The organism is Streptomyces roseolilacinus (assembly GCF_014649335.1).
In the GTDB taxonomy this organism is placed as follows: domain Bacteria; phylum Actinomycetota; class Actinomycetes; order Streptomycetales; family Streptomycetaceae; genus Streptomyces; species Streptomyces roseolilacinus.
In genome coordinates this window covers 392,910-416,549 of sequence record NZ_BMSV01000007.1, presented here as the reverse complement: position 1 = coordinate 416,549, position 23,640 = coordinate 392,910, and the positions used below count along the sequence as shown (strand labels likewise).

Below are 23,640 nucleotides of genomic sequence, written 5' to 3'. Positions count from 1 at the left end.
GCGCCCGCCGCGCCCCGCGGGGGGCGCGGCGGGCGGCCGCCGGGATCCCGGGCGCCGGCCCGGGCGGGTGCTCAGCCCTGGCGGGCGAGGTCCGCGGCGCCGACCAGGCCGGCCTTGCCGCCGAGCTGGGCGGCGAGGACCTGGGCGTGCGGCCGGTACCGGCCGCCGACGAGCCAGCGGCGGAAGGACTTGCGGATCGGGTCGAGGACCAGCTCGCCCTCGTCGGAGACGCCGCCGCCGACGATGAACGCGGACGGGTCGAACAGGGAGGCCAGGTCGGCGAGGCCCGCGCCGGCCCAGCGGGCCAGCTCGCGGAACGAGTCGACGGCCACCTTGTCGCCCTGGCGGGCGGCGTCGCTGATGTGCTTGCCCTGGATGCCGTCGGGGGTGCCGTCGCCGAGGGACAGGAGGATCCGGGCGTTCTCCGGGGTGGCGTTGGCGCGCTGCTTCGCGTACCGGACGAGGGCCCGGCCGGAGGCGTACTGCTCCCAGCAGCCCTGGCTGCCGCAGCCGCACAGCAGGCCGTCCGGGACGACCCGGATGTGGCCGAACTCCGCGGCGACGCCGAACCGTCCGCGGCGCAGCTTGTTGCCGATGATGATGCCGCCGCCGAGGCCCGTGCCGAGCGTGATGCAGATGACGTCGTCGTGGCCCTGGCCGGCGCCGAAGCGGTACTCGCCCCAGGCGGCGGCGTTCGCGTCGTTCTCCACGACGACGGGCAGCCCGACGCGCTGCTCGACCTTGTCCTTCAGCGGCTCGTGCCGCCAGTGGATGTTGGGTGCGAAGAGGACGGTCGCGCGCTTGTCGTCGACGTAGCCGGCGGCGCCGATGCCGACGGCCTCGACGTCGTGGCCCTTGCCCGCCTCGGAGACGGCCGCGCAGATCGCGTCGACGATGCCCTCGGGCGTCGACGGGGTGGACACCTTGTGGGTGTCGAGAATGGTGCCCTCTTCGTCGACCACGCCGGCCGCGATCTTCGTGCCGCCGATGTCGACGCCGATGGTGAGTCCCATGTGTCCCTCAGTTTTCGGTCGAGCCCCGCTATGCCCAACCGTACCCGAGGGCGGCCTCCCGCCCGGTCGCTCCCGCGTCAGTCGAGGTCGATGCGGTGGCTGCCCTCCGGGCCCTCGTCGGGCTCCCCGGCTCCGGGTGCGGAGGCGTCCCGCGGCGCCCGTGGTTCCCGGGTCCCCTGCGTCCAGCGGTGCTCGTGGCCCTGGACGGCGGAGCGGTAGGCGGCGAGGAGTTCGCCGCCCGCGGCGGCGAGGTGGTCGAAAACCTCCGGGTTGCGCTCGATGACCGGCTCGATCGCGGACTTCGCCTGCGCGACGGCCTGCCGGACGGCGCTCTGCGCGCCGGCCCCGAGCAGCGGGGTGCCCAGGGAGGAGACCTTGTCGGCGACGGCGTCGACGAGCTTGCGCAGCTCCTCGGCGGCGGATCCGGGCGGGGGGCCACCGTGGCCGCGGCGGGCGCGCTCGGCGGCCAGGTCCTCGGCGCAGGCCCGCGCCCAGGCGTCGTCCTCGGGAGGGCCGGGACGGTGGGTGGCATCGCTCATGCCATCGACGGTACCCGAACCGCGGCGGGCGTTCAGGGGGTGCGGGGCCACAGCCCCGGATCGGGGGCGAACCGGACGCGCAGCTCGCCGTCGCGCAGGGCGGCCCCGGCGACGGCGCACCGGCGCAGCGCGGACGGGAGCGGCGTGACCCGGCGGAACGGGCCGACGGTGAGGACCAGTTCGTCGCCGCGCCGCACGAGTCCCAGGTCGGGTTTGGCCGCGCCGGGCAGCGGGACGCGCCAGACCAGCACGCCGTCGGTGCCGCGGTGGTCCTCCACGGGCCACTCCGGGGCCGGGGCGGGCGCGGCGGCGGGCGCGGGGGCGCCGAGGAGGGCCAGGTCGTCGGGGGTGCGCGGGTCGCGGCCCAGGTGGGGGACCTCGTGCACGGCGCCGTCCTCGTACAGCTCCTTGAGGTGGGTCTGCTGCCGCGCGGCGAGGGCGGCGAGCCACGGGTCGGGGGAGGTGGCGGGCAGGACGCGGTTGGCGACGACCGGGTCGAGGGGAAGGCGGTGCAGGGCGAGTCCGGCGCGGGCGGTGCGCAGCGCGTCGGCGGCGGCGGGGCCGGGTTCGACGACGAGGCGGACGCTGGTGCCGGGGGCGTCGATCAGGTCCTGTACGGCGGCCAGCTCGGCGTCCCGGCGGGCGGCCGCCTCGTACAGCCCGTCGGCGGGCATGGGGACGCCGGCGAGCTGGGCCAGCATCGGGCGCAGGGCGCGGGCGGCCTGCCGCTCGGGCGGGAGGAGGCGGCGCAGGTAGCGGCGGAGCTGCTCGGGCAGGGCGAGCAGGGCGATCGCGTCGCGCAGGGGCGGGAGGTCGGCGACGAGGAGGTCCCAGTCGCCGCGGGCCGCCTCGCGCAGGGCCGCGAGGTACGCGAAGTGGGCGCTGCCGGGGAGGGGGGTGAGCTCGTCGTCGTCGAGGGGGGCGGCGCCCAGCAGCTCCAGGGCGGGGGCGGCGTGGGACTGGAGGGCGAGGACCTCCCCGCGGAAGTGGGCGGCGGGGTCCAGGCGGTGGACGGCCGGGCGCCGGGCGGCCGGGCCGTCGTCGCCGCCGGCCGCGAGGGCGCCGGCCGGGTCGGCGGTCAGGAGGAGGACCTTCCGGCCCTCGCGGGCCGCGCCCAGGGCCGTCGCGGCGGCGACGGTGGACCGGCCGGCCCCGCCGGGCCCCGTGACGAGAAGGGTGCGCATGGGTGCACGGTAGCGGGCGGTGTCCGGGGCGGGGCGCGCGGCTCCCGTCCGGGGCGCTGCCACGGCCGCGCCCCGGACGGCCCGGTGCTCAGGCGCCGGTGGTCGACTCGACGCGCTTCTTCAGGCCGGCCAGGGCCCGGTCGATGATGACCTTCTCGGCCTTGCGCTTGATCATGCCCAGCATGGGGATCTTGACGTCCACCGTCAGCCGGTACGTGACCTCCGTGCGGGTCCCGCCGGCGAGGGGGGCGAGCCGGTACGAGCCGTCGAGGCTCCGCAGCATCTGGGACTTCACCAGCGTCCAGCCGACCTCGTCGTCCCCGGTCCACGTGTACGCCAGGGTGTGGTCGTCCTTGATCGCGCCGGCGTCCAGGAGCAGGCGGACCTGCTCGGCGCGGCCGGCCGCGTCCCGCGACAGGACCTCCGCCTCCTTGACCTCGCCCGTCCACTCCGGATAGCGCGCGAAGTCGGCGATCACTCCCATGACCTCGGCGGGCGCCGCCTCGATCGTGATGCTCGAGCTGGTGTGTTCCGCCATCGCTGTGGCTCCTCCGCAGGGCTCGGTACGTGGGGGAAGGCTATCGCGTGCCCGCAGGTCACCACTCCAGGACCCAGGGCCGTCCCGAGGAGGCGAAGTGGCCCACGTTGACGCACTCCGTGGCGCCGACGCGCACGCGCCGCGCCAGCGGCTGGTGCACGTGCCCGAACAGGGCGTACCGGGGCCGCACCCGGCGGATCGCGGCCAGCAGGGCGGTGGATCCGCGCTCGAAGCGGCGGGCGACGGTGTCGTACGTCAGCTCGGGGACCTCCGGCGGGATGTGCGAGCACAGCACGTCGACCTCGCCGAGCGCCTCGACCTTCGCCGCGTACTCCTCCTCCGGCACCTCGTACGGGGTGCGCATCGGGGAGGGCAGGCCGCCGCCGACGAAGCCGAAGACGCGGCCGCCGATCTCGACGCGCTCGCCGTCCAGGACGGTCGTGCCGGGGCGGACGTACTCGGGCCACAGCGGGGGCACGTCGACGTTGCCGTACGTGGCGTACGTCGGCGCGGGGAACGCGGCGAACAGCTCGGCGTACTGGTCGCGGACGGCCGACTCGACGGCGGTGGCCTTGTCGACGCCGCGCCGCGCCAGCTCCTCCCACAGGCCGCGGGCGAAGACGCGGGCCTCGTCGAAGCGGCGGGCGGTGCGCAGGGCGACGATGCGGCGGGCGTTCTCCTCGCCGAAGAGGTCGGGGAAGATGCCGCGGGCGTGGTTCGCGTAGTCGAGGAAGAGCACCAGGTCGCCCAGGCAGATCAGCGCGTCGGCGCCGTCCCCCGCCTTGGCCAGGTCCTGGGCGTTCCCGTGTACGTCGCTGACCACATGAACTCGCATGGGACCCCACCTTACGGTCCGGAGGGGGCCGGACCTGCGGTTACTTCCGAGTCGTGACGGGAGTGGACTACTGTGCGCGAGGTAGTGCCCATGATGTGTGTGACGCAGCGAACATCTGACCAGGACCCCCTATCGGGAACCCGGTACTGGTGGGTAACGTCCGGGCAGTCCAGTCGTGCTCACCCCACTGAGCACGTGTCCGATTTGGACCGCGAACCGGCGCATCACACAGAGCCGTGGCGTCGGCGCCCGATGAGGAGCAGCAGTCTTGCGCGAGTTCAGCCTTCCGGCCCTGTACGAGGTCCCCGCCGACGGCAATCTGACGGATCTCGTCCACCGCAACGCCGCGCAGCACCCAGACGTGGCCGTGATGGCCCGCAAGGTCGCCGGCGGCTGGTCGGACGTCACCGCGAAGGAGTTCCTCGCCGAGGTGCGGGCCGCGGCCAAGGGCCTGGTCGCGCAGGGCGTGCGGCCGGGCGACCGGGTCGCGGTGATCTCCCGCACGCGCTACGAGTGGGTGCAGCTGGACTTCGCGATCTGGAGCGCGGGCGCGGTGACCGTGCCGGTGTACGAGACCAGCTCGCCCGAGCAGATCCAGTGGATCCTCGGCGACTCGGGCGCGGTCGCGGCGGTCGTGGAGAGCGCGGCGCACGCCGAGGCGGTCGAGTCCGTGCGGGACGCGCTGCCGGCGCTGAAGCACGTGTGGCGGATCGACGGCGGCGCCGTCGAGGAGCTGACCGCGGCCGGCCGGGACGTGTCCGACGAGACGCTCGACGAGCGCGGCGCGACCGCCGGGGCCGACGACGTGGCGACCATCGTCTACACGTCCGGCACGACGGGCCGCCCCAAGGGCTGCGTGCTGACCCACCGCAACTTCTTCGCCGAGTGCGGCAACGTCGTGGAGCGGCTGGGGCCGCTGTTCCGGACGGGCCGCTCGTCGGTGCTGCTGTTCCTGCCCGCCGCGCACGTCTTCGGCCGCATGGTCGAGGTCGCGTCGGTGCTGGCGCCGATCCGGCTCGGCTGCGTGCCGGACATCAAGAACCTCACCGACGACCTGGCGTCGTTCCGGCCCACGCTGATCCTGGGCGTGCCGCGCGTCTTCGAGAAGGTGTACAACTCGGCGCGGGCGAAGGCCCAGGCGGACGGCAAGGGCCGGATCTTCGACCGGGCCGCGCAGACCGCCATCGCGTACAGCCGGGCGAAGTCCGCGCCGGGCGGCCCGTCCCTCGGCCTGCGGCTGAAGCACAAGCTGTTCGACGTGCTCGTGTACGGCAAGCTGCGCGCGGTGCTGGGCGGCCGCTGCGAGTTCGCGATCTCGGGCGGCGCGCCGCTGGGCGAGCGGCTCGGCCACTTCTACAGCGGCATCGGCTTCACGGTGCTGGAGGGGTACGGCCTGACGGAGTCGTGCGCGGCGACCGCGTTCAACCCGTGGGACCGGCAGAAGATCGGCACGGTGGGCCAGCCGCTGCCCGGCTCCAAGGTGCGGATCGCCGACGACGGCGAGGTGCTGCTGCACGGCGAGCACGTCTTCGCCGGCTACTGGAACAACGAGGCGGCGACGGCCGAGGCGCTGGCGGACGGCTGGTTCCACACGGGCGACATCGGCACCCTCGACGAGGACGGCTACCTGGCCATCACGGGCCGCAAGAAGGAGATCCTGGTCACCGCGGGCGGCAAGAACGTCGCCCCGGCGGTGATCGAGGACCGCATCCGCGGGCACGCCCTGGTCGCGGAGTGCATGGTCGTCGGCGACGGACGGCCCTTCGTGGGCGCGCTGGTCACGCTGGACGAGGAGTTCCTGGCGCGCTGGGCGGCCGAGCACGGCAAGCCGGCCGGGTCGACGGCGGCGCAGCTGCGGGAGGACCCGGAGCTGCTGGCGGAGGTGCAGCGGGCCGTGGACGACGGCAACGCGGCCGTGTCCAAGGCGGAGTCGGTGCGCAAGTTCCGCGTCCTGCCCGCGCAGTTCACGGAGGAGGCCGGCCACATCACGCCGTCGCTGAAGCTGAAGCGGAACGTGGTGGCGAAGGACTTCGCCGACGAGATCGAGGCGATCTACCGGGGCTGAGCCCGCCGCCCGAAGCCCTCCGGCGCCCGTCAGGACCCGTCCTGGCGGGCGCTTCGGCGTCCGCGGGCGCTCCGGGGCGAGGGCCGCGAGGCCGGCGGCCCGCCGACGGCCGGCCCTCCCCGCCGACGGCCGGCCCGTACGGCCCGCGAGGGGCCGCGGGGACCGCCCGCCGGGCCGGGGACGGTCCCGGGGGCGGGTCTCGCGGGGCGGGGGCTACAGGAGGGCCTTGAGGCGTTCCGCGAGGAGGTCCCAGCGCCACTTCTCCTCGACCCACCGGCGGCCCCGCTCGCCCATGCGGCGGCGCAGCTCCGGGTCCTGGAGCAGGGGCACGATCCGCTCGGCGGCCTCCTGCGGGGAGTCGCCGCGCACGACCCAGCCGGTCTCGCCGTCCAGGACCGCGTCCGGGGCGCCGCCCGAGTCGCCGGCGACGACCGGAACGCCCGTCGCGGACGCCTCCAGGTAGACGATGCCGAGCCCCTCCACGTCCAGTCCGCCGCGCCGGGTGCGGCACGGCATCGCGAACACGTCGCCGGCCCCGTGGTGCGCGGGCAGCTCCTCCCACGGCACGGGGCCCGTGAACTGCACGGAGTCGGCCACGCCCGTCTCGCGGGCGAGGCGGTGCAGGTCCTTCGCGTACGGGCCGCCGCCGACGACCAGCAGGACGGCGTCCGGCACGGCGGCGAGGACCGCGGGCATCGCCCGGATCAGCGTGTCCTGCCCCTTGCGCGGCACCAGCCGCGAGACGCACACCACCACGGGCCGGTCCGCCAGGCCCAGCCGGGCGCGCACCGCGTCGCCGCCCGAGTCGGGGTGGAAGGTCTTCTCGTCGACGCCGGGCGGCAGCTGCACCATGCGCGCCGCGGCCTCGGGGGTGAGCGCGGCGGCGATGCGGGAGCGTGTGTACTCCCCGAGGTAGGTGATCGTGTCCGTGCCCTCGCCGATGCGCCGCAGCAGCTGCCGCGCGACCGGCAGCTGCGCCCACCCGGCCTCGTGGCCGTGGGTCGTCGCGACCAGGCGGCGGGCGCCGGCCCGGCGCAGCGCGGGCGCCATCAGCCCGAGCGGCGCGGCCGCGCCGAACCACACCGAGGTGCAGCCGTGCTCCCGCAGCAGCCCGGCCGCCCGCGCGGTCACCCGCGGCGTGGGCAGCAGCATCGTCGTACGGTCCCGCACCACCCGGAACGGCTGCTCCGCGTCGAAGCGCGCGGTGGCCTCCGCGCCCTCCCGCCCGCGCTTCCACGTGGAGGCGTAGACGACGACCCGCTCCGGGTCCAGGCGCAGCGCCATGTTGTGCAGGAACGCCTGGATCCCGCCGGGCCTGGGCGGGAAGTCGTTCGTTACGATCAGCGTCTTGTGCATCGTGGCCGACAGTACCGAACGGCCCGCCCGCACCGCTCGCGCCCCGTACCGCCCCCACCCGCAGACCACCACGAGACCGGACGAGGTACCGATGAAGCACCCGAGCGGACCGCGACTGTCCCTGGCGGCCTTCTGGCTGGTCAGCAGGGCCGTCCTCCTGCTCTACACCTTCAGGGTCGTCTTCGTCCCCGGCCCGGACGTCACCACCGACGTCTCGGTGATCTACTTCAACTGGTACGAGGTGCTGCGCGGCGGCACGTACCCGCTGGACGACGTGACGTGGCAGTACCCCCCGGCCGCGGCGTTCGCGATCCTGGCCCCCGGCCTGCTGCCGTTCCTGGAGTACGCGCACGCGTTCTTCGTGCTCGCGCTCGTCTGCGACGCGGTGGTGTTCGGGCTGCTCGTGTACGCGGGCGGGCGCCCCGGCAAGAGCCGCGCGGGCGCCTGGGTGTGGCTCGTGGGCGTGCCGCTGCTCGGGCCGACCGCGTACTCCCGGTACGACATCATGGTCACCGCCGTCGCCGTCACCGCGCTGCTCGCCGGGGTCCGCAACCCGCGCACGATGGGCGTCCTCGCCGGGATCGGCGCGCTGCTGAAGGTGTGGCCGGCGCTGCTGCTCGCGGGCACGGCGCGGGGCCGCGTCACGCGCCGGTCGTGGGCGGCCGCGGCGGCGTCGGGCGCGGCGGTGCTGGCGGCGTGCCTCCTCGCGGCGCCGGGCGCGCTGGCGTTCCTGACGTTCCAGCGCGACCGGGGCACCGAGGTGGAGTCGCTGGGGTCGCTGGTGTTCCACGTGGCGCGGTTCTTCGGCGGCTGGCACGGCGAGGTGCGGCTGAACTACGGGTCGGTGGAGTTCCTCGGCCCGTACGTGCCGCTGGTGAGCGGCGCGGCGATGGCGCTGACGGCGCTGGCGTTCGGCTGGCTGGTGCTGTGGCGGCTGCGGGCGCGGGAGTTCGGCGCGACGACGCTGTGCGACGCGGCGTTCGTGGCGGTGCTGCTGTTCACGACGACGAGCCGGGTGATCAGCCCCCAGTACATGCTGTGGCTGGTCGGGCTGGCCGCGGTGTGCCTGGTGTGGCGCCGGAGCCGGATGCGCCGGGCGGCGCTGATGGTGCTGGCGGCGACCGGGGTGACGATCCTGGAGTTCCCGATCTGGTTCTCCCACGTGGTGGCCAGTGACGCGCTGGGGCTGGCGCTGCTGTTCGTCCGCAACGGGCTGCTCGTCGCGGCCTCCCTGGTCGCGGGGCGGCAGCTGTGGCGGCAGACGGTCACCGAGCCGCGGCTGCGCGCGGACAGGGCCGCGTCGGCGCGGGTGCCGGCCCAGGGCGGTCACCGTGACGGGGCGCTGCTGAACTCCTGACGGAGGCGGCCCTGCCAGGCGCGGGTGAACTCCTCCGGCGTGGTGCCCAGGACGTCCCGGAAGGCGCGGCGCGCGCCGGACCGCCCGGCCTCCCGGTAGAAGCCGGCGAGCCGCTCCTCGCCCCACCGTTCCGCGACCAGCTCGCAGGCCAGCCAGGCGCCCTCGTAGGCGCGCGCCACGGCGGCGGGCTCCCCGCCGAAGGAGAAGTCCGCGTCGGCCGGGAGCGCCGCCGGTACGGCCCCGGAGCGCACCGCCCGGCCCAGCTCGGGCGCCCCCTCGACCGCCGTGCGGCCCGTGCCCCGGTACGCGATCCGGTCGGCCAGCCCCTCCGAGAGCCACAGGGGCGTGGCGGCGGTCGTGGCGGCGCGGGTGGCGACGTGGGCGGTCTCGTGGGTGAGGACGAAGGTCCGCCCGAAGTCGCCGAGGTCCCGGTACGCCTCCGGGTTGACCACCACCCGGTCGGCGGCCCCGCCGCCGGTGCGGCCGGTGGTGACCGCGGCGACGCCCCGGTACGCGGCGGGCCCCTCCCCCAGGAGGGCGGCCATGGCGTCGAGCGACCCCGGCAGGAGGACGACGACCCTCCCCCGCCACGTCCCGTCCGGCCAGGCGGCCGCCACGGCGGGGACGGCGCGGTCGGCGGCCGCGGCGACCTCGTCGAGCCGCGCCGGGGGCTGGCCGACGCCGAGCACGAGGCTGCGGGCGCCGCGCGCCGCCCGGACCGGCCCCTGGTCCCACAGCTGGGCGGGCTGCCCCTCGGCGGGGCGGTCGCCGGTGACGCGCCACCGGCCGTCGCGCTCCGCCAGGTCCAGGCGGCGGCGGGTGGTGGCGGGGGCGGGGTCGTACCCGTCGAGGGCGTAGGTCAGCTCGGCGTCGACGGTCGCGCGGCGGCCGTCCCGCCGTACGGCGAGGACGCGGTACGCCCATGACGCGAGGGGCGCTCCGCCGAGTTCGGTGCGGCGGTGCGCCTCCACCGCGTCGCGGACGCCCCCGGCCGCCCCGGCGGCCGGCGGGCCCCCCTGCGGGGCGCACCCCGCGAGCAGCGCGACCGCCGCGAGCACGGCCGCCGCCCAACGTCCCGGAACACCCACGCGCCGATCGTAGACGCCCGGCCCCGGTCCCCCCGGGGCGCCCGGCCCCTCAGAGGCGGGTCACCGCGGAGACGGGCATCATGCCCACCGGGTCGTAGCGGACCCCGGCCCCCGGGTACGGGGCGTGGACGACCTGGCCGTGGCCCATGTACATCGCCACGTGGCTCGCGTCCGCGCGGTAGGTCACCAGGTCGCCCGGCCGCGCCTCCGCCAGCCCCACGTGCCGCCCCGCGTTCCGCTGCGCCTGCGAGGTGCGCGGCAGCCCGACCCCGGCCTGCGCGTACGCCCACTGCGTGAGGCCCGAGCAGTCGAAGGCGTCGGGCCCGTTCGCCCCCCACACGTACGGCCTGCCCACCACCGACCGGACGGCCCGCACCGCGGCGGCGGCCCGCGGCGAGGCGGCCCCGCCCGGCAGGGGGGGCAGCAGGGCGCCGTCGCGGCCGGAGCGGGAGGCCCGGTCGAAGGCGCCGCGCTCCTCGGACCGCAGGGAGTTCAGCAGCGCCCGCGCCGCGGCGAGCTTCCGCTCGACGGCCTGCTTGTACCGGGCCACCACCGCGCGGCTGCGTTCCAGTTCGGCGAGGGTGCGGGTGGCCTCGGCGCGCTCCTGGGCCAACCGGCGCTGGCCGAGGCGGAGTTCGGCGAGGACGGTCGCCTGCCGTTCGCTGAGCCGGTCCAGGGCGGCGGCCTTGGCGAGGTACGTGTCGGGCTCCTCCGACAGCATCAGCGCGAGCGCCGGGTCGATCCCGCCGGACCGGTACTGGGCGCCGGCGACCGAACCGAGGGTGCCGCGCATGCGGTTGATGCGCTCCTGGCCGCGCGCCACCCGGTCACGGGCGGCGGCGACGATCACGCGGAGCTCGTCGGCGCGCTCGTCGGCGGCGTTGAAGTCCTCCGTGGCCTTCTCCGCCTCGGCGTAGAGCCGGTCGACACGGGCGCGCACGGCGTCGGCGGGTCCGGCCGGCTCGGCCTTCACGGGGGTGGCGCCGAAGGCGGCGGCCGCCGTGGCCGCCGCGGCGGACAGGACGCCGGCCTTGGCGGCGCTCCGGTGGAGGCCCGGGTGGGGGGGACGGCGGTGGGACGCCACGGACCGCGCTCCCTTCAGCTGTTCGGGGCTGTTGCGCGGCAGACAGTAGCCGGGCGGTCACGGAGCGGCCAAAGTCCCCGGGGCCCGCACACGGCGCCGCCCCGCCGGGAACCACAGGTCACCGGCGGGGCGGGGGGTCGGCACGGGGGGCGGAAATCCCCCGATCGGGCGCGTGCGCGCGACGGTTCGGGACCGGTCCCGGCACGTCACGCGCATCGGGCGCCCGGGGCGCGGGCGGGACGGCTCAGATGCGGACGCCGAACTGGAACGTGCCCAGGTAGTTCATCGACTCGTAGCGGACGGAGGTGCCCGGGTACGGGGCGTGCAGGACGGTGTTGTTGCCGGCGTAGAGGCCCACGTGGGAGAGGTTGTTGAAGAAGACGAGGTCGCCCGGCTTGAGCTGGCCGCGGCCGATCTTCACGCCGTCGTTCTGCTGCGTGTAGGTGGTGCGGGTGATGCTGACGCCGGCCTGGCGGTAGGCCCACTGCGTCAGGCCGGAGCAGTCGTACGAGCTGGGGCCCTCGGCACCGGACACGTACGGCTTGCCGATCTGGGTGGCGGCGGCGCTGAGGGCGGCGGCGCCGCGCTGCGAGGCGGGGACCTCGTTGCCGAGCTCGACGCGCTCGCCGGCGTCGCGGCTGGCCCGCTGCTCCTCCTCGCGCATCTTCTCCCGCTCCTCGGCGGTGAGCGTGTTGAGGAGCTTCTGGGCCTCGGCGAGCTTGCCCTGGAACTTCTTCTTCTTCTCGCCGAGCGTCTTGCGGACGTCCTCGAGGTCGGCGAGCTTCGTCGTGGCCTCGGCGCGCTGCTGGGCGAGGGCGCGCTGCTTGGCCTGGATGGTGCGCAGCGTCTCGGCCTGCTTGGCGGAGAGCTGGTCGACGGCGGACGCCTTGTCGAGGTAGTCGTCCGGGTTCGAGGAGAGGAACAGCTGCAGCGACGGGTCCATGCCGCCGTTGCGGTACTGGGCGCTGGCGACCGAACCGATGCTGTCGCGCAGGGTGTTGAGCTCCTCCTGACCGCGGGCGACCTGGTCCTGGAGGGCCGTGACCTCCTTCTGGAGCTTCTCACGGCGCTCGTCTGCGAGGTTGAACTGCTCCGTGGCCTCTTCGGCCTCGTGATGGAGCTTGTCGACCTTTTCCTTGACCTGTTCCTTGGTGGGCTGCGGCGTGGCCGAAGCGGTCTGGGAGGTCAGGGCGACGGCAGCGGCGGCGGTCGCGGTGAGCACGGTCACGCGGGCGCGGCTCGGCTGCTTGGGTCGACGGTGGGACGCCACGGAGGCGAGCTCCTTCTTCCTCGTTCGAGCCGCCTGCCGGGTCGACGGTCAATGCCCCGGTTCCGCGCTGGATGTCCGGACACTCCCCGTGATCCACGTCCGAACTGCACGGTTCAGGCGGTGCCTTCGCTGCCGTCCCGGATGGACGGTCAACCGCGCGAAGGTTCGAGCCCAGACCCTAGTGACCACCTTGTGATCAGTTCAAATCCTCATGAGAAAAATCTCGCCTGCCAGGCATTTTCTTTACTCCCACCCCACAATGCGTCACGCGGGGTTGACGTTGTGTTCCCCGGGGACTTCCTCAAACCGGGCATCCGGCCCAGGAGTTACGAGAGCCGCGAAAGCCGCTTCAGCAGCATCACGGACGCGACCGGGCGGGCGCCGGACGCGGCGACGCCGTCGGCCACCTCGCGGTCGCTGGAGACCACGACCACCGGCCGGCCCGCGGGCTCGGCGCGGACCAGTTGGCGGATCAGCTCGTCGGCGGTCACGCCCGGCTTGGAGAACAGCACGCGCACCCCGCGCGGCGGGGCGAGCAGCACCGGGGCGGCCAGCTCCGCGCCGTCGAAGACGCAGGTGACCTCGGCGCCGGAGCGGGCGGCCAGCGCGGAGAGCCCGCCGAGCAGCCGCAGCCGCTGCTTCTCCAGCGGCATCGTCGGATAGCCGGTCTTGGTGACGTTGTAGCCGTCGACGACGAGATGGGCCTGCGGGAGGGCGAGGAGCTGGTCGAGGAGGGCCGGGTCGGTCTCGGACAGCGCGCGGGCGGCGACGTCCTTCGGCGACATCCGGCCGGGCTCCACCGCGTCCACGGAGTCCGCGGGCCGTACGGAGACGGGCGGCAGGGCCAGCTCGCGGCGCAGCCCCTGGGCGGCCTCCAGGACCGTGTCCAGCAGCAGCCGGAGCCGTACGTCCTCCACCGAGCGGCCCTCGCGGGCGGCCCGGCGGCTCGCCTCCAGGGCGGCCTCGGTCTCGCCGAGCCGGGCCTTGAGGCGGCGGGTCTCGCTCTCGGCGGCCGAGACGCGGGCGGCGGCGTCCGCCCTGATCCCGTCGACCTCGGCCTGGGTGCGGCGCAGGGCGGCCTCGCCGCGCTTGACGTCGCTCTGCGCGCTGCGGAGCTTGCGCTGCAGCGCCTCGGCCTCCTTGCGGGAGGCCTCCAGCTCGGAGCGCAGCCGCTCCGTCTCGGTACGGGTGTGCGCGCGGGCCTCCGCCAGTTCCTCGCGCAGCCGCTCCAGCTCGCGCCGGCCCGCCTCGTCGGCGCGTTCGGCGTCCGCGCGCTGCACCTCCTCGCCGGCGGCGGCGACCAGCTTGACCCAGCCGGTGGGGCGCAGCACGTACGCGGCGGCCGCCACGTCGACCGGGTCGGCGGCGGCGGGCGGCGCACCCGACTCGACGGTCGCGGTCAGCTCCGGCTGGGCGGTCCCCAGCCAGTCGCCGACGCGCCGGCGGAACCGCGGGTCGCCCTCCAGAGCGGCGGCCATCGCGTTGCCCGCGAACCGGGCCCGCCGGGAGGGGGTGAAGCGGGCGTACTGCCGCAGCTGCGGCGGCAGCTCGGGGACCGTCAGGCCGCCGAACGCCTCGGAGACGAGCGCGACGACCCGGCGCCGCACTGCCTCCGGCAGCGGGCGGTCGAGCGCCTCGGCGGCGTCACCGGCCGCACCGGCCGACTCAGCGCCGCTTGCGGGCTGCGCCACGATCCGTCACCCCACTACCCGTCCGTTCTGACTCTGCCGGGCCGCCCGTCGTCCCGGGCCCGCGCTCAGGAACCGGCGCCCGGCCTGTCCACCAGCTCGATCCGGTCCACCGCGTTGCACCAGCGGCAGCGGACCGACTCGATGGTCTCACTGACCACCTCGCGCTCCTCCACCGTGGGCTCCCCCGCCAGGTCCAGATGGACGTACTCCACGACCTTCGAGGAGCGCGTCACGTCGAAGCGCGTCAGGTTGCCGCAGAGCGTGCAGCGCCAGCGGGTGTCGGCGGTCGGCTGGGGAACCGTCGTCATGGTGCCGTCCTTGTCATGGTCCGGTCGTTCCACTACTTCGACCCGCGGTGCGCCCTCGGACTGCGGGTGCCCCGGGAGCGGCCCGGGCACGCCCGTAACCCTACGGCCTCCACGGTCCCGCCCGTGCGGACGGCGGGGGAAGCCCGAACCGGGACACATCCGCCCCGGCGAGGCGCTCTGTCCTGCTCACTCCCTTTACGTCATGATCTGTTCATGATCGATGGGCGTGGGGCGCTGCGGCGCGCCGTCACCGGCCCCTCGGTGACGTACGGCGTCATCGGGGTGTGCGCGCTGGTCTTCGTCCTCGGCCCGGCCTCGGGCCTGTCCGCCTCGTACGGCACCGAAGACGCCCTGGTCGTCGCGCAGAGCGTGTACTTCCAGCGGTGGGGGGTGATCCCGGCGGACCTGCTGAGCGGCTCCCCCCGGGCGCTGCTCACCCCGCTCAGCGCCCTGTTCGTGCACGGCAACTGGCTTCACCTGCTGGGGAACATGCTCTTCCTCTTCGTCTTCGGCGCGATGGCCGAGGAGCGGATGGGACACCTCCGGTTCGGGGTGTTCTACGTGGTGTGCGGCTACCTCGCCCTGGCCGGTTACGCACTGGCCCACGCGGACAGCGAGCAGACCCTGGTGGGGGCGTCGGGGGCGATCTCGGGGGTCCTCGGCGCCTTCCTGTACCTCTTCCCCCGGGCGCGGGTCACCAGCCTCTTCCCGTTCCTGTTCTTCCTGCCGCTGCGCTTCCCCGCCTGGATCGTCCTGGTCTTCTGGTTCGTCCTGCAGTGGCTGGCGGCGCGCGGGGCGGGCAGCGGGCCGGGCGTCGCCTACCTGGCGCACCTCATCGGGTTCGCGCTGGGGTTCCTGTACGCGTGGGCGCGCTACCGGGGCATTAGAGTGAAGGCCCCAGCAGCGGCCACCGAGGGAGAGGGACAGCCGTGATCACCGCGATCGTGCTCATCAAGACCAGCGTGGACCGCATCCCGGAGATCGCGGAGGCGATCGCCGCGCTCGACAGCGTGAGCGAGGTCTTCTCCGTCACCGGGACCTACGACCTGGTCGCCATGGTCCGCGTGCCCCGGCACGAGAACCTGGCCGACATCATCCCCGGCCGCATCAGCAAGATCCCCGGCGTCGTCGCGACGGACACGCACGTCGCGTTCCGCACGTACTCGCAGCACGACCTGGAAGCGGCCTTCGCGATCGGCCTCGACACCTGACCCTCCCCGCCACCCGATCCACCTGAACGGGTGAGGCGGAACCGGCCACGGCCCGGCCGCCGCCTCAGCCGCGGTCGGGCACGCAGCGCCCGTCCTCCGTGCGGTAGCTCCACCGGGCGCCGTCCCTGACCAGTTCCCGCACGGCCCGGACGAAGCGGTCGACGTGCTCGTCCGGGGTCCCCGCCCCGAAGCTGACCCGGATCGCGTTGAGGGACCCCTCCCCCGGCCCGGCCTCCGGCGCCCCGCACTCCCCGGGCTCCTGCGGCGACCCGCCCAGCAGGGTCCGGACCAGCGGGTGGGCGCAGAACAGCCCGTCGCGGACGCCGATGCCGTACTCGGCGGAGAGCGCCGCGGCGAAGTGCGAGCTGTTCCAGCCCTCCACGACGAAGGAGAGGACGCCGACGCGCGGGGCGTCGTCGCCGAACAGCGACAGCACCCGCACCTCGGGCACCTCGGCCAGCCCCTCCCGCACGCGGGCGATCAGCTCCCGCTCGCGGGCCACGAGCGCGTCGAACCCCGCCGCGGTGAGCGCCTCGCAGGCCGAGGCGACGGCGTAGGCGCCGATCACGTTCGGCGAGCCGGCCTCGTGGCGGGCCGCCGTGGTGTGCCAGTCGACGTCCACCCCGCCGTCGGCCCGCCGGGCCACCGTCCGCGACGCGCCGCCGCCCGCCAGGTACGGCTCGGCGTCCCGCAGCCAGTCGGTCCGCCCGGCCAGCACGCCGGCCCCGAACGGCGCGTACAGCTTGTGCCCCGAGAACGCCACCCAGTCCACGTCCAGCTCCGCCACGTCCACCGGGTGGTGCGGCGCCAGCTGGGCGGCGTCCAGCACGATCCGCGCGCCGTGCGCGTGCGCGGCGGCCGCCAGCTCCCGTACCGGCCACAGCTCGCCGGTCACGTTGGAGGCGCCGGTCACGCACACCAGGGCGGGTCCGTGGGGGTCCCGGTCGGCGAGGGCCCGCTCCAGCGTCTCCACGGCGCGGCCGGGGGTGCGCGGCGCGTCCAGATACGTCACGCGCGCGCCCCGCCACGGCAGGAGGGAGGCATGGTGCTCGGTCTCGAAGACGAACACCTCGCAGCCGGCGGGCAGGGCGTGGGCGAGCAGGTTCAGCGAGTCGGTCGTGGAGCGGGTGAACACGACCTGGTCGCCGGGGCGGCAGCCGAGGAACTCCGCGACCGTCCTGCGGCTGTTCTCGAACAGGTCGGTGGACAGCTGCGACAGGTATCCGGCACCCCGGTGGACGCTGCCGTAGTACGGCGCGTAGGCGGCGACGTCGTCCCACACGCGCTGGAGCGCCGGGGCGCTGGCCGCGTAGTCCAGGGCGGCGTACGCGACCTCCCCGCCGGTGACGAGCGGCACGGTCACGTCCCGCCCGAGCACGGGCAGCGGCAGAGCGGCGGAACAGCCGGCGGGGTCGGCGGACCCGACGGGCCCGACGGCGGTCGCGGGGGCGGTGGCGGCGGGCGCGGCGACGGTGGTGGGCGCGGGGGCGGTGGCGGTGTTCGGGTACGCGGACATGGCGGACTCTCCCGGTGAGGACAGGGCGAACGGAGGTGACGTCCCGCGGGGACGGCTCGACGGCCGTACGGCACACGGGTGTTGCCTCGACGCACGACGACGGCCGTGCGGAGGAGGGGGGAAGGGGCCGAAGGGCCCTAGCGCATTCGCTTGCTCACGAGACTGCTCCCTCGGGACCAGGACCCCAGGGTGTGCAGGGGTCCGCGCTTGCCGCAGACCTTTGCCTGCGGCCTGGTCTTCACCCGGGGCACCCCGCCACGGACGGAGGGTTGCCGGACAGCGGGCCGGGGCCGTGGTCGCTGTCACTCATGACCTTGCCGAGCATCCTGCCACACGCACCCCGTCACCCCGCAAGGCGGGGGGCCCGCACGGCGGACGGGTTCGCGGCGCCGCCCCGCGCGGGGCGGCGCCGCGAACCCGTGGAGTCAGCGGTTGCTGGCCCGCACCCAGCGGTCCAGGGCGTCGCGGGCGGCGCCCGAGTCGACGGACTCGGCGGCCTTCACCATGCCGGCCCGCAGCTGCTCGGCCAGCGGCGCGTCCGACGGGTCCAGCGCGACGAGCGCCGCCGCCGCGTTCAGCAGCACCGCGTCCCGTACGGGCCCGGTCTCGCCGGCCAGCAGCCGGCGCGCCACGTCCGCGTTGTACGAGGCGTCGGCGCCGCGCAGGGCCTCCACCGGGACCAGGTCCAGGCCGACGTCGCGCGGGTGGAAGGCCTCCTCGCGGACGGCCCCGTCCCGGACGACCCACACCCGGGACCCGGCCGTCGTGGTCAGCTCGTCCAGCCCGTCGTCACCGCGGAACACCAGCGCCGACGAGCCGCGCCCGGCGAGCACCCCGGCGAGGATGGGCGCCATCCGGGCGTCCGCCACTCCCGTCGCCTGGGCGCGGACCCGGGCCGGGTTGGTCAGCGGGCCCAGGAAGTTGAACGTCGTGCGGATGCCCAACTCCTTGCGGGCGGCGGCGACGTGGCGGAGCGCCGGGTGGAACTTGACGGCGAAGCAGAACGTGATGCCCGCCTCCTCCGCCACCTCGGCGACCCGCTCCGGGGACAGTTCCAGGTTGACGCCGAGCTTCTCCAGGACGTCGGAGGCACCCGAGGCGGACGAGGCGGCGCGGTTGCCGTGCTTGACGACCTTCGCGCCCGTACCGGCGACGACGACCGCCGACATGGTGGAGATGTTGACGGTCTTCGCGCCGTCACCGCCCGTGCCGACGATGTCGACCGTCCGCCCGGGGACCTCGATGGTCCGGGCGTGGGCGTACATGGTGCGGACGAGGCCGGAGATCTCCTCCACGGTCTCGCCCTTGCCGCGCAGGGCCACCGCGAAGCCGGCGATCTGCGCGTTCGTGGCCTCCCCGCCGAGGATGCGCTCCATCGCCCACGCGGTCGCGTCCGCGTCCAGGTCGCGGCCCGAGAGCAGGGTGTCGAGGACGACGGGCCAGGAGCGGCCCGCCGCCGTGGGGCCTCCAGCGGGTTGCACAGCGCTCATGGTCGCTCCTGGGTCCGTGACGGATAGACGGCTCCAGCCTAGCGAGCCCGGGTGACGGCAAAGAGCCCCGTCCGATGATTGGACGGGGCTCTCGCCGTGGCGACCTTCGGTCAGGTGATCAGTGGTGGCCGTGGCCCGCGCTGATCTCCTTGTACTCCTCCACCGTGGCCTTGGGGATCTGGTTCCCCTCGCCGTAGTAGCCCTTGCTGAGCTTCGAGCGGAGCTTCTCCTTGGCGGTCGGCTTGCGCTCGACGCCGTTCTCGTCGACCGTCGGGCCGATCTCGGCCGGGGCGTACTGCTCGTGCGCGGTGAGCGCGTGCAGGTGCGCCTGGCTGAGCGGCTCGTGGACCTCGACGAACTCACCGTGCGGCAGCCGCTTGATGATGCCGGTCTCGCGGCCGTGCAGCACCTTGTCGCGGTCGCGGCGCTGGAGACCCAGGCAGATCCGCTTGGTGATGATGAACGCGAGGACCGGTCCGACGAAGAAGAAGATCCGGACGAACCAGGTGACCGCGTTGATCGACAGGTGGAAGTAGGTGGCGACGATGTCGTTGCCACCGCCGATCAGCATGATCATGTAGCCGGTGATCCAGGCGACGCCGAGCGCCGTCCGCGTCGGGGCGTTGCGCGGGCGGTCCAGGATGTGGTGCTCGCGCTTGTCGCCGGTGATCCAGGACTCGATGAACGGGTAGGCGGCGATCGCGGCCAGCATCACGCCGAACAGGACCAGCGGGAGGAGCACGCCCAGGACGAACGTGTGGCCCCACACGGTGATCTCCCAGCCCGGCATGGCGCGGACGAGGCCCTCGGCGAAGCCCATGTACCAGTCGGGCTGGGCGCCGGTGGACACGTGGTCCGGGCGGTACGGGCCGAGCGCCCACACCGGGTTGATGGTGAACATGCCGGCGATGGCCGCGATGACACCGAAGACCAGGAAGAAGAAGCCGCCGGCCTTGGCCATGTAGACCGGCATGAACGGCATGCCGACCACGTTCTTGTTGGTCCGGCCGGGACCCGCGAACTGCGTGTGCTTGTGGTAGAAGACCAGGATCAGGTGGGCCACCACGAGGCCGAGCATGATGCCCGGCAGCAGCAGGATGTGGATCGAGTAGAACCGGGCGACCATGTCGTGGCCGGGGAACTCGCCGCCGAAGATGAACATCGACAGGTACGTGCCCACGATCGGCATGGACAGGATCGCGCCCTGCGTGAAGCGCACACCGGTGCCGGAGAGCAGGTCGTCCGGGAGCGAGTAGCCGGTGAAACCGGTGAACATGCCCAGGACGAACAGCAGGAAGCCGAACAGCCAGTTGATCTCACGCGGCTTGCGGAACGCGCCGGTGAAGAAGACGCGCATCATGTGCACGAACATGCCGGCGAGGAAGATCACCGCGGCCCAGTGGTGGATCTGCCGGATCAGCAGGCCGCCGCGGACGTCGAAGCTGATGTCCAGCGTCGAGGCGTACGCCTCCGTCATCCGGACACCCTGCATCGGCACGTAGCTGCCGTGGTACACGACCTCGTTCATGCTCGGGTGGAAGAACAGCGTCAGATACACACCCGTGAGGATGATGATCAGGAAGCTGTAGAGGCAGATCTCACCCAGCATGAAGGACCAGTGGTCCGGGAAGATCTTCCGCATGTTGGACTTGGCCAGGGTGTAGATCCCGAGACGGCCGTCCGCCCAGTCGGCCACCCGCTCACCGGCGGGCGCCTTCCGCTTCGTGTCGTTTGCGGTACTCATCCGCGCTCCCAGAATGCAGGACCGACCGGCTCCGCGAAGTCGCCGAGCGCCTCGAGGTTGCCCTTGCCGTTGACGCCGATCCGCAGCTGCGGAAGGGCGTGACCGGCAGGACCGAAGATGACGCGGGCGCCGTCGGACAGGTCGAAGGTGGACTGGTGACACGGGCAGAGGACGTGGTGGGTCTGCTGCTCGTACAGGGAGATCGGGCAGCCCACGTGGGTGCAGATCTTGGAGAACGCGACGATGCCGTCGTAGGACCACTCGAGCTCGCGCTTGTCCTTGATGTCCGCCGGCTGGATCCGGACGATCATCAGGGCATCCTTGGCGATCTTGTTGTTGAAGTCGTGGTCCTCCTCGCTCAGGCCCTCCGGCATGGCGAAGGTGAGCGAGCCCACCGCGACGTCCTCGGGGCGCAGCGGCTGCATCGTGTTCATGTTGATGAGCTGCTTGCCCTTGGCCCACGACGTGTGGAAGAGCTTCTTCTCCGGCATCGGGCCCAGCTCGCGCAGCAGCACCAGACCGGAGAGCGGCACCATGGCCAGCGCGCCGAACATGGTGGTGCGGATCAGCTTGCGCCGACCCAGCGCGGACTCCTGGGCACCCTGGGCGAAGTCGGCCATGACCTTCGCCTTGAGCTCCGGCGCCGCCTCGATCGGGTGACGGTCGTCGGCGACCTCCGCGTCCGACATCAGCGTGCGGGCCCAGTGGACCGCGCCGGCGCCGATGCAGAAGAGGGCGATGCCCAGCGTCAGGCCGAGCGACAGGTTGGTCGCGCTCACGTGGCCGAGCGGCCACACGTACACGATCTTGTCGACCGGGAAGATCACGAACGAGGCGATGAAGCCGACCGTGGCCAGCATCGAGATCGTGAACAGCAGGGCGACCGTGCGCTCCGAGCGCTTGGCCGCCCGCTCGTCGATGTCCTGGATGCGGGGCTTGTGGGGCGGCAGCCCCGGGTTGGCGAACGGGCTCTCGGCTACTGCCTTGCCGTGCGCGGTGTCCTGCTCGCTCGGCAGGCTCTCTTCGGAAATCTCTTGGCTACTCATGACTTCTTGGCCTTAGCGGTGTGGGCCGCGACCCAGACGGCGACAGCGATCAGCGAACCCAGCCCGAAGATCCAGCCGAACAGGCCCTCACTGACGGGTCCCAGACCGCCCAGTGCGAAGCCGCCGGGGGTCGGCGTCTCCTCACCGTTCACGGCCTTGATGTACGCGATGATGTCCTTCTTCTCCTTCTCCGGCATCGTCGTGTCGGGGAAGGCGGGCATGTTCTGCGGGCCGGTCTGCATGGCCTCGTAGATGTGCTTCTCGCTGACGCCGTCAAGGCTCGGTGCGTACTTGCCCTTGGTGAGCGCGCCACCCTCACCGGTGAAGTTGTGGCACTGGGCGCAGTTGTTGCGGAAGAGCTCGCCGCCCTTGGCGACGTCCGCGCCTTCCACGCTGTACTGCTTCTCGGTGGGGGTGATCGGACCGGCGCCGAGCGACGCGATGTACGCCGCGAGCTGGTCGATCTGGGCCTGCGTGTAGATGTTCTTCTTCCGCGGGACCTGGGCGCCCGGCTGCTGCGCGGGCATGCGGCCGGTGCCGACCTGGAAGTCGACGGCGGCGGAGCCCACGCCCACCAGGGACGGGCCGTCGGAGGTGCCCTGACCGCCGGTGCCGTGGCAGCTGGCGCAGCCGACGGTGTAGAGCTTCTTGCCCTCCTCGATGGCGAGGGACTGGGCGGTCTCGTCGGCCTGTGCCGTGCTCGCGGGCGCGAACGCGGCGTACAGCCCCCCGGTGGCCGCCAGCGCGAGAAGTAGGACGACGACCGCCGCCAGCGGATGGCGTCGTCGTGCGGAGAGCTTTTTCACGGATTACCCCGGTGTCAGGATCTTCTGCGTCGATGCTTGCTGGATGTGTCGGGCCGGGCCCGATTACTTGATCATGTAGATCGTGGCGAAGAGGCCGATCCAGACGACATCGACGAAGTGCCAGTAGTAGGACACGACGATGGCGGCGGTTGCCTGCTCGTGAGTGAACCGCCTCGCGGCGTACGTCCGGCCGAGAACCAGCAGGAACGCAATGAGGCCACCCGTCACGTGGAGGCCGTGGAAGCCCGTGGTCAGGTAGAACACGGAACCGTACGGGCCGGAGGACAGGGACATGCCCGCGTCCTTGACCAGCTCGGTGTACTCGAGGACCTGGCCGCCGATGAAGATCGCGCCCATGATGAACGTCACGATGAACCAGGCGCGCAGCTTCTTCACGTCACCGCGCTCGGCGGCGAAGACGCCGAGCTGGCAGGTGAGGGAGGAGAGCACCAGGATCGTGGTGTTGGTCGCCGAGAACGGGAAGTTCAGATGGCCCGCCTGCTCGGACCAGTATTCGGCACCCGTTACCGATCGCAGGGTGAAGTACATCGCGAAGAGGGCCGCGAAGAACATCAGCTCGGAACTCAGCCAGATGATGGTTCCGACGCTGGTGAGGTTCGGTCGATTGACCGACGGGTGCGCGTGCCCGGTGTCTACTGTCGTTGCTGTCGCCACGACCGACATTATGTCGGTCGCTTATCCCGCCCTCACTCCGGGGGGTGCCGTTCGGAGTGTCCCGGCCCTCCGCGGGCGTCGCGGGCCCACCCGAACGGCCCAGCGAAGGTGCGTCCGAAGCGGTGTCGGACCGGTGTCGACGGGCGGGGGGACGGAGTAGCATCCGCCGCATCGGTTACCGAGCACTGCCCGTTACGAACTCGGAGGAACCATGCAGTCCAGCGCCACCGTACTGGTCTACAGCGACGACGCGAACACCCGCGCGCAGGTGCGGCTGGCGGCCGGGCGGCGCCCCGCGGCCGACGTTCCCCCGGTCGAGTACGTCGAGTGCGCGACGCTGCCGGCGGTCCTGGAACAGCTGGGCGAGGGCGGTGTCGACGTGTGCGTGCTGGACGGCGAGGCCGTTCCGGCGGGCGGGATGGGCGTGTGCCGGCAGATCAAGGACGAGGTGTTCGACTGCCCGCCGGTGCTGCTGCTGATCGGGCGGCCGCAGGACGCGTGGCTGGCGACGTGGAGCCGGGCCGACGCGGCGGTGACGCTGCCGGTGGACCCGGTGGAGCTGGCGGAGGCCCTGGCGTCGCTCCTGCGCAGCCGCCTGGCCGTGGAGGCTTAGGTCGTGTCTTCGAAGTCCCGTCTGCCTGCCGGCGTCTGGCACGCACGCTCGCCGCGTTGTCGTCGGTCGCCAATGCTCCGCAGTGGCTCCCTCCTCCGCCTTGCGATCGCACGCACCAGACGCCGCCCGGCCCGCCCTGCGGGCGGACGACGCTACTTCGAAGACACTCCCTAGGCCCCCCGCCGCCCCCGCCGTACGGCCCCGGGCCCGG

22 protein-coding genes and 1 riboswitch are annotated in these 23,640 nt (G+C 73.6%); of the genes, 5 read left to right on the top strand and 17 right to left on the bottom strand.

Features of this window, described 5'->3' with window-relative positions; genetic code table 11:
- Positions 1-71: 71 nt before the first annotated feature.
- From IE106_RS19605 to IE106_RS19585, 5 genes are all read right to left on the bottom strand, one after another.
- Positions 72-1,013 (bottom strand): ROK family glucokinase, encoded by a 942-nt coding sequence (locus IE106_RS19605; RefSeq protein ID WP_189535769.1) that lies wholly within the window; start codon positions 1,011-1,013, stop codon positions 72-74.
- 77 nt (positions 1,014-1,090) lie between these two features.
- Positions 1,091-1,552 carry a DUF5304 domain-containing protein gene (locus IE106_RS19600; protein WP_189535763.1) on the bottom strand — a complete coding sequence of 154 codons (462 nt, stop codon included), beginning with the start codon at positions 1,550-1,552 and terminating at the stop codon, positions 1,091-1,093.
- 32 nt (positions 1,553-1,584) lie between these two features.
- Positions 1,585-2,736 carry an ArsA family ATPase gene (locus IE106_RS19595; protein ID WP_189535761.1) on the bottom strand — a complete coding sequence of 384 codons (1,152 nt, stop codon included), beginning with the start codon at positions 2,734-2,736 and terminating at the stop codon, positions 1,585-1,587.
- Between the two features lie 88 nt (positions 2,737-2,824).
- Positions 2,825-3,274 carry an SRPBCC family protein gene (locus IE106_RS19590; protein WP_189535759.1) on the bottom strand — a complete coding sequence of 150 codons (450 nt, stop codon included), beginning with the start codon at positions 3,272-3,274 and terminating at the stop codon, positions 2,825-2,827.
- 58 nt (positions 3,275-3,332) lie between these two features.
- Positions 3,333-4,109 carry a metallophosphoesterase family protein gene (locus IE106_RS19585; protein WP_189535757.1) on the bottom strand — a complete coding sequence of 259 codons (777 nt, stop codon included), beginning with the start codon at positions 4,107-4,109 and terminating at the stop codon, positions 3,333-3,335.
- Positions 4,110-4,377: 268 nt separating this feature from the next.
- Here IE106_RS19585 and IE106_RS19580 point away from each other — a divergent pair, with 268 nt between their 5' ends.
- A complete protein-coding gene (locus IE106_RS19580) occupies positions 4,378-6,174 on the top strand; it encodes an AMP-dependent synthetase/ligase (protein ID WP_189535755.1) in 1,797 nt (598 codons plus the stop codon).
- A gap of 213 nt (positions 6,175-6,387) precedes the next feature.
- Here the strand turns inward: IE106_RS19580 and IE106_RS19575 are convergent, their stop codons facing one another.
- Entirely contained in the window at positions 6,388-7,530 is a 1,143-nt protein-coding gene (locus tag IE106_RS19575) for a glycosyltransferase family 4 protein (protein WP_189535754.1), read from the bottom strand.
- A gap of 91 nt (positions 7,531-7,621) precedes the next feature.
- On the opposite strand from IE106_RS19575, the gene IE106_RS19570 reads away from it, so the two are divergent.
- Entirely contained in the window at positions 7,622-8,887 is a 1,266-nt protein-coding gene (locus IE106_RS19570; RefSeq protein ID WP_189535751.1) for a glycosyltransferase 87 family protein, read from the top strand.
- On the opposite strand, the gene IE106_RS19565 is transcribed toward IE106_RS19570, so the two are convergent.
- From IE106_RS19565 to IE106_RS19545, 5 genes are all read right to left on the bottom strand, one after another.
- A complete protein-coding gene (locus IE106_RS19565) occupies positions 8,857-9,975 on the bottom strand; it encodes a hypothetical protein (RefSeq protein ID WP_229840596.1) in 1,119 nt (372 codons plus the stop codon). The two genes, IE106_RS19570 and IE106_RS19565, sit on opposite strands and share 31 nt — an antisense overlap.
- A 49-nt stretch (positions 9,976-10,024) precedes the next feature.
- Positions 10,025-11,059, bottom strand: a complete 1,035-nt coding sequence (locus tag IE106_RS19560) for a C40 family peptidase (protein WP_189535749.1) — start codon at positions 11,057-11,059, stop codon at positions 10,025-10,027.
- Positions 11,060-11,303: 244 nt separating this feature from the next.
- Positions 11,304-12,329, bottom strand: coding sequence for a C40 family peptidase (locus IE106_RS19555; protein ID WP_189535747.1), 1,026 nt, complete (start codon positions 12,327-12,329; stop codon positions 11,304-11,306).
- A 326-nt stretch (positions 12,330-12,655) separates the two neighbouring features.
- Positions 12,656-14,020: an NYN domain-containing protein gene (locus IE106_RS19550; protein ID WP_189535746.1), complete on the bottom strand. Its 1,365-nt coding sequence runs from the start codon at positions 14,018-14,020 to the stop codon at positions 12,656-12,658.
- A 65-nt stretch (positions 14,021-14,085) separates the two neighbouring features.
- Complete coding sequence (locus tag IE106_RS19545) at positions 14,086-14,328, bottom strand: hypothetical protein (protein WP_023589074.1); 243 nt, start codon at positions 14,326-14,328, stop codon at positions 14,086-14,088.
- A 213-nt stretch (positions 14,329-14,541) separates the two neighbouring features.
- On the opposite strand from IE106_RS19545, the gene IE106_RS19540 reads away from it, so the two are divergent.
- Positions 14,542-15,261, top strand: coding sequence for a rhomboid family intramembrane serine protease (locus IE106_RS19540; protein WP_189535744.1), 720 nt, complete (start codon positions 14,542-14,544; stop codon positions 15,259-15,261).
- Positions 15,258-15,539, top strand: a complete 282-nt coding sequence (locus IE106_RS19535) for an Lrp/AsnC family transcriptional regulator (protein WP_189535742.1) — start codon at positions 15,258-15,260, stop codon at positions 15,537-15,539. The genes IE106_RS19540 and IE106_RS19535 overlap by 4 nt, the downstream gene beginning before the upstream one ends.
- A gap of 64 nt (positions 15,540-15,603) precedes the next feature.
- Here the strand turns inward: IE106_RS19535 and IE106_RS19530 are convergent, their stop codons facing one another.
- From IE106_RS19530 to ctaE, 6 genes are all read right to left on the bottom strand, one after another.
- Entirely contained in the window at positions 15,604-17,055 is a 1,452-nt protein-coding gene (locus IE106_RS19530; RefSeq protein ID WP_229840595.1) for an aminotransferase class V-fold PLP-dependent enzyme, read from the bottom strand.
- A 198-nt stretch (positions 17,056-17,253) separates the two neighbouring features.
- Positions 17,254-17,369: riboswitch (SAM riboswitch) on the bottom strand.
- A 111-nt stretch (positions 17,370-17,480) separates the two neighbouring features.
- Complete coding sequence (trpD, locus tag IE106_RS19525; protein ID WP_189535739.1) at positions 17,481-18,545, bottom strand: anthranilate phosphoribosyltransferase; 1,065 nt, start codon at positions 18,543-18,545, stop codon at positions 17,481-17,483.
- A gap of 118 nt (positions 18,546-18,663) precedes the next feature.
- Positions 18,664-20,289 (bottom strand): cytochrome bc1 complex cytochrome b subunit, encoded by a 1,626-nt coding sequence (gene qcrB, locus IE106_RS19520; RefSeq protein ID WP_189535737.1) that lies wholly within the window; start codon positions 20,287-20,289, stop codon positions 18,664-18,666.
- Positions 20,286-21,335 carry a cytochrome bc1 complex Rieske iron-sulfur subunit gene (gene qcrA, locus IE106_RS19515; protein ID WP_189535736.1) on the bottom strand — a complete coding sequence of 350 codons (1,050 nt, stop codon included), beginning with the start codon at positions 21,333-21,335 and terminating at the stop codon, positions 20,286-20,288. Before qcrA ends, qcrB begins: the two co-directional genes overlap by 4 nt.
- Positions 21,332-22,141 (bottom strand): cytochrome bc1 complex diheme cytochrome c subunit, encoded by an 810-nt coding sequence (gene qcrC / locus IE106_RS19510; RefSeq protein WP_189535734.1) that lies wholly within the window; start codon positions 22,139-22,141, stop codon positions 21,332-21,334. Before qcrC ends, qcrA begins: the two co-directional genes overlap by 4 nt.
- Before the next feature lie 63 nt (positions 22,142-22,204).
- Complete coding sequence (gene ctaE / locus IE106_RS19505; RefSeq protein WP_189535732.1) at positions 22,205-22,825, bottom strand: aa3-type cytochrome oxidase subunit III; 621 nt, start codon at positions 22,823-22,825, stop codon at positions 22,205-22,207.
- Positions 22,826-23,027: 202 nt separating this feature from the next.
- Here ctaE and IE106_RS19500 point away from each other — a divergent pair, with 202 nt between their 5' ends.
- Positions 23,028-23,429: a DNA-binding transcriptional response regulator gene (locus IE106_RS19500; protein WP_189535730.1), complete on the top strand. Its 402-nt coding sequence runs from the start codon at positions 23,028-23,030 to the stop codon at positions 23,427-23,429.
- Positions 23,430-23,640 lie beyond the last annotated feature (211 nt).